This is a genomic window from Holdemanella sp. (assembly GCF_056804935.1).
In genome coordinates this window covers 1-5102 of sequence record NZ_DBMEXE010000106.1, presented here as the reverse complement: position 1 = coordinate 5102, position 5102 = coordinate 1, and the positions used below count along the sequence as shown (strand labels likewise).

The following is a 5102-nucleotide window of genomic DNA, read 5'->3' as shown; positions in this document are numbered from 1 at the left end:
TCATTACCTCACTTACAGGTAAATTGTACAAGCCTATTTGACATTAATGATGTCTATATCCCATTTTATTAAATGTGACTTTATCGATAATAAAAAAAAGAAGTCATATGACTTCTTAATCCTTCATTACGCGATTTCGCTAATAGCTTTAGCTAAACGTGCTTTCTGACGGCTAGCGTAGTTTTTGTGGTGAATACCTTTAGCTACGGCTTTGTCCAATTTTGAACTGCAGTCGTTGTAAGCTGCTACAGCAGCTTCTTTATCTTTAGCATCAACAGCTGCTAATACAGCTTTAATACTTGATTTCAATGCTGATTTTTTAGATACGACTAATTTGTGAGCCTTGTTATTTGTTCTAACACGTTTCTTTTGAGATTTAATCTGTGGCATGAAGTGCACCTCCTGACATAAATTGCAAATGGATTATAGCAAAATTTCTGATTTATTGCAACACAACTTCAAAAAAATACGCTATAATACTCTAGTATTGGAGTGATATTATGGAAAATAGACGCATTATTTTTATGGGAACACCCAAAATTGCTAGTGTCGTATTAAAAACAATGTTAGAAAACGATATACATGTAGGCTTAGTGGTTACACAGCCGGATAAGAAAAAGGGTAGAAAACAACAGCTTGTCTATTCGGAAGTCAAAGAAGTGGCTTTAGAATATGACATTCCTGTATTTCAGCCTGTTAAAATTAAGTCAGACTATCAAACGATTCTTGATTTTTCCCCTGATTTAATTGTGACATGTGCTTATGGACAAATTGTACCTAAGGAAGTCTTGGATCTTCCTGTGTATGGTTGTGTGAACCTTCATGGTTCTTTGCTTCCTAAATATAGAGGGGGAGCCCCAATCCAAAGAGCCATTTGGAATGGTGATAAAGTAAGTGGAATGTCCTTAATGAAAATGGCACCTAAAATGGATGCAGGACCGGTTTTAGCCCAAAAAGAAATTGAAATATTGCCTGAAGACAATTCTACATCTTTATTTGAAAAGATGGGTATTTGTGCAAGTGAATTATTACTGGAACATTTTGAAGAGATTTGTTCTGGCAAGGCTGTCTATGTAGAGCAGGATGAAAGTCAGGTTGTATTCTCGCCTATTTTATCTAAAGAAGAAGAGCATATTGATTTAAATCAGGATGATGAACACATTTTGAATCAAATTCGTGCTTTCTCAGATGCACCAGGTGCTTATGTATTGTTGAATGGAAAGAAATTTAAGATTTTAAAGGCAAGTTATTTAGATGAACAGAATGAGTTTGGACGTCTTATCAAGATTGGCAAGAACAAACTTGGCATTGGCCTTCATTTGGGTACACTTGTGATTGAAACTTGTCAAATGGAAGGAAAGCCAGTCATGGATTGTGCAAGCTTCTTTAATGGACAGGGTCGTAACTTAGTAGGAAATATTGTAGAGTAGGGGAAAATCTATGGATCAAAAGAATGTTCGAAATTTTTGTATCATTGCACATATTGACCACGGAAAAAGTACGTTAGCCGATCGTATCTTGGAACTTACAGATACGGTTGAAAAGCGTGAAATGAAAGATCAGATTCTAGATTCAATGGATCTAGAAAGAGAGCGTGGTATCACCATTAAATTAAACGCCGTACAGCTTGTATATCATGCCAAAGATGGACAAGACTACTTGTTCCATCTTATTGATACACCAGGCCATGTCGACTTTACATATGAAGTGTCTCGCTCTTTAGCGGCTTGTGATGGAGCCATTCTAGTCGTGGATGCAGCCCAAGGTGTACAGGCACAGACTTTAGCCAATGTATATTTGGCATTAGAAAATGATTTGGAAATCTTACCCGTATTAAATAAGGTGGATCTTCCTAGTGCACAGCCTGAGGTTGTAAAAAAAGAAATTGAAGACTTGATTGGATTAGATTGTAGTGAAGCGGTTGAAATCAGTGCAAAATCTGGATTGAATGTGGATAAAGTCCTAGAAGAAATCGTGCATAAACTCCCAAGTCCAAAAGGCGATAAAGATGCTCCTACACAAGCTTTAGTCTTTGACTCTTTCTATGATTCCTATCGTGGAATTATTGCCTTTGTTTCGGTAAAGAATGGAACCATCAAGCCAAAAGATAAGATTCGCTTTATGGCTACTGGTGCTGAATATGAAGTCACAGAAGTCGGTGTTCGTACACCAAAAGAAGTTGTGGAAGATCAATTGAATTGTGGAGATGTAGGATGGGTCAGTGCAGCCATTAAAAACATTGAAGATGTTCGTGTCGGTGATACGATTACAGTTGCATCCAATCCTGCAAGTGAACCACTATCTGGATATCGTGAAATGCATCCAATGGTATATTGTGGTTTGTATCCTGTAGACAATGCGCGTTATGACGACTTAAAAGAAGCTTTGTCCAAATTAAAATTAAACGATGCGGCTCTACACTATGAACCGGAAACGTCCCAAGCTTTAGGATTTGGATTCCGATGCGGATTCTTAGGCTTATTACATATGGATGTAGTTGAAGAGCGTTTAGAGCGTGAATACAACCTTAGTTTGATCGCAACAAGTCCTTCCGTAATTTATCATGTCTATAAAACAGATGGTACTATGGAAGAAATCGATAATCCATCGGCTTTACCAGAACCTCAAAAAGTGGATCATATTGAGGAACCATATGTGAAGTGTGACATTATGGTGCCAAAAGAATTTGTAGGTCCGATGATGGATCTTTGTCAGAAAAAACGTGGCGAATATGTAGACCTTCAAGTTTTAGATGATGTTCGTATGATGATGGTTTACCAAATGCCATTAAGTGAAATTATTTATGATTTCTTTGATAAGATGAAATCTTGTACAAAAGGATATGCTAGTTTTGACTATGAATTTAGTGGATACCGTACAAGTAGTCTAGTGAAGATGGATATTTTATTAAATGGACAGATCGTCGATGCCCTATCTACGATTGTCTTTAGAGATTTTGCGTACAACCGCGGTAATGCGATGGCCGTAAAATTGAAAGACTTGATTCCTAAGCAGCAATTTGAAATTCCTGTGCAGGCAGCCATTGGTGGAAAGATCATTGCACGTACAAACATTAAGGCATTGCGTAAAAACGTATTGGCAAAATGTTATGGTGGAGATATCTCGCGTAAAAAGAAATTGTTAGAGAAACAAAAAGAAGGAAAGAAACGTATGAAGATGGTTGGATCGGTAGAGATTCCTCAAGAAGCCTTCATGGCCGTTTTAAGTATGGATGACGACTAATGGTACCATCAGCCTATGTACATATTCCGTTCTGTGATTCGATATGTGCGTATTGTGATTTTGTCCGGATTCAAAAAAATGAACAATTCTTTTCACTTTGGAAAGAAAAGTTAATACAAGAAATTCAAGAGTATAAGATTTCAAATCTTCATACTCTTTATTTTGGTGGGGGCACACCAAGTGTATTGAGTTTGGATGATTTTGCATCGATAAGAAATTGTTTTCCTAAAGATATTGAGGAATTTACCGTAGAATGCAATCCCGAATCCTTAGATGAAGAAAAATTAGCATCTTATGTTTCTTTAGGTGTTAATCGTATTAGTTTGGGTGTACAAAGCTTTAATGATGATCTATTAAAAGTCTGTCGAAGAAGACATACATCCAATCAGGCTAAGAATGTGATTCGATGGATTCAAGAAAATGGGATTCATAATTTCTCCATTGATTTAATTTTTGGACTTCCCAATCAAACAATGGAAGATGTGAAAAGAGATATTTCCACATTTTTAAGTTTAGATATACCACACTTATCCATCTATTCTTTACAGATTGAAGAAAATTCAATATTTGGAAAGACAGGCGTTGAACCCATCGATAGTGATTTAGAAGCAGATATGTTTGAATATATTACGAAAACACTTGAAGCAGCCGGATATATTCATTATGAGATTTCTAGCTTTTGTAAGCCAGGCTATTATTCCAAACACAATTTAGCGTATTGGCAAGATAAAGACTTCTATGGCTTTGGCTGTGGTGCAAGTGGAAGACTTGATGGCATTCGTTATGATAATACGACAAGTTTAAAGAAGTATTGTTCTTTGGGTCCTTGTTCTACATATATTCCTGAACCACTATCTGAACGAGGTATGGATGCGATTATGATGGCATTGCGTACAAAGTTTGGATTGAATATAAGAGAATGGAATTTGAAATATCAGAATGATTTTAAAAATCATTATGCAACTGTATTAGATACGTATCGTGAGTATTTTTGTTTCGAAGGGGAATGCATCTATTTAAATGATGCTGGACTTGAAATATTAAATACGATTCTAGTTGATTTTATGATGATAGAATGATATCATTTAGTAGCTTTTGTACTGAGAGTCTGGAAACTTCCAACCTTTCGCTCGGTAGAAAAGGACTAATATACATGGAGGAAGAAAAAATGTTATTAAAATCTGAAAAACAAGCAATTATGCAAGAGTATGCAGTACACGAAGGTGACACAGGTTCTCCTGAAGTTCAAATCGCTGTATTGACTGAAGAAATCAACCGTTTAACTGAACACTTAAAAGAACACAAACACGATTACCACTCACAACGTGGATTGATGAAAAAAGTTGGTCGTCGTAAAAAATTGTTAGCTTACTTGAAGGGTAAAGATTTAGACCGTTACAAAGCATTGATCGCTAAATTAGGTTTAAGAAAGTAATCGAAAAGATTACTTTTTTTTACCTTCATAAGAGGTGGTTTTAGATGCATATTGAAAAATTAAATATAATTCAACATAATCATTCTTTGGTTGCGATTAAAGATACTTTTAGTGTTGAGTCAAAAAGATATTTGACATACTATGATGAAAAATGGGAATGTAAATTATTTTTGAATTTCAAAACTATTGAAGAAAATAACGAAAATAATTTGATTGAAAATTTATCCTCAAATTTATCTATTAATAGAAGTTCAATTCGTTGTGAAATCAAGGGAAATCAAGTAGATGAAAAGTATTCAGTAAGTCATAAAGAGATGAGGACGTATAATCATCGATTGTATGAAGTATCTATTTCTAATTTCCCTGAAATCATGCGAAATGATAATTTTATGTTGAATGGTAAACATTATTATTGGATGAGTAT

Annotated in this window: 6 protein-coding genes; 5 read left to right on the top strand and 1 reads right to left on the bottom strand. The window is 35.3% G+C overall.

Features of this window, described 5'->3' with window-relative positions; all coding sequences use genetic code 11:
* Positions 1-126 precede the first annotated feature (126 nt).
* Positions 127-390 (bottom strand): 30S ribosomal protein S20, encoded by a 264-nt coding sequence (gene rpsT, locus ACZQCL_RS05965; protein ID WP_482482230.1) that lies wholly within the window; start codon positions 388-390, stop codon positions 127-129.
* A 110-nt stretch (positions 391-500) separates the two neighbouring features.
* Here rpsT and fmt point away from each other — a divergent pair, with 110 nt between their 5' ends.
* The 5 genes from fmt to ACZQCL_RS05940 all read left to right on the top strand — a co-directional run.
* Complete coding sequence (fmt, locus tag ACZQCL_RS05960; RefSeq protein ID WP_482482228.1) at positions 501-1430, top strand: methionyl-tRNA formyltransferase; 930 nt, start codon at positions 501-503, stop codon at positions 1428-1430.
* Positions 1431-1440: 10 nt separating this feature from the next.
* Entirely contained in the window at positions 1441-3243 is a 1803-nt protein-coding gene (gene lepA / locus ACZQCL_RS05955) for a translation elongation factor 4 (protein ID WP_482482227.1), read from the top strand.
* Positions 3243-4322 carry a radical SAM family heme chaperone HemW gene (gene hemW / locus ACZQCL_RS05950; protein ID WP_482482225.1) on the top strand — a complete coding sequence of 360 codons (1080 nt, stop codon included), beginning with the start codon at positions 3243-3245 and terminating at the stop codon, positions 4320-4322. Before lepA ends, hemW begins: the two co-directional genes overlap by 1 nt.
* An 89-nt stretch (positions 4323-4411) precedes the next feature.
* Entirely contained in the window at positions 4412-4678 is a 267-nt protein-coding gene (gene rpsO, locus ACZQCL_RS05945) for a 30S ribosomal protein S15 (protein ID WP_482482224.1), read from the top strand.
* Between the two features lie 44 nt (positions 4679-4722).
* Positions 4723-5102, top strand: a 380-nt coding sequence (locus ACZQCL_RS05940; protein ID WP_482482223.1) for a hypothetical protein, incomplete at its 3' end; no start/stop codon positions are given.

Excerpts from the sequence above, each read along its gene's own strand:
- rpsT (WP_482482230.1), bottom strand. The coding sequence starts at position 390 with ATGCCACAGATTAAATCTCAAAAGAAACGTGTTAGAACAAATAACAAG.
- fmt (WP_482482228.1), top strand. The coding sequence starts at position 501 with ATGGAAAATAGACGCATTATTTTTATGGGAACACCCAAAATTGCTAGT.
- lepA (WP_482482227.1), top strand. The coding sequence starts at position 1,441 with ATGGATCAAAAGAATGTTCGAAATTTTTGTATCATTGCACATATTGAC.
- hemW (WP_482482225.1), top strand. The coding sequence starts at position 3,243 with ATGGTACCATCAGCCTATGTACATATTCCGTTCTGTGATTCGATATGT.
- rpsO (WP_482482224.1), top strand. The coding sequence starts at position 4,412 with ATGTTATTAAAATCTGAAAAACAAGCAATTATGCAAGAGTATGCAGTA.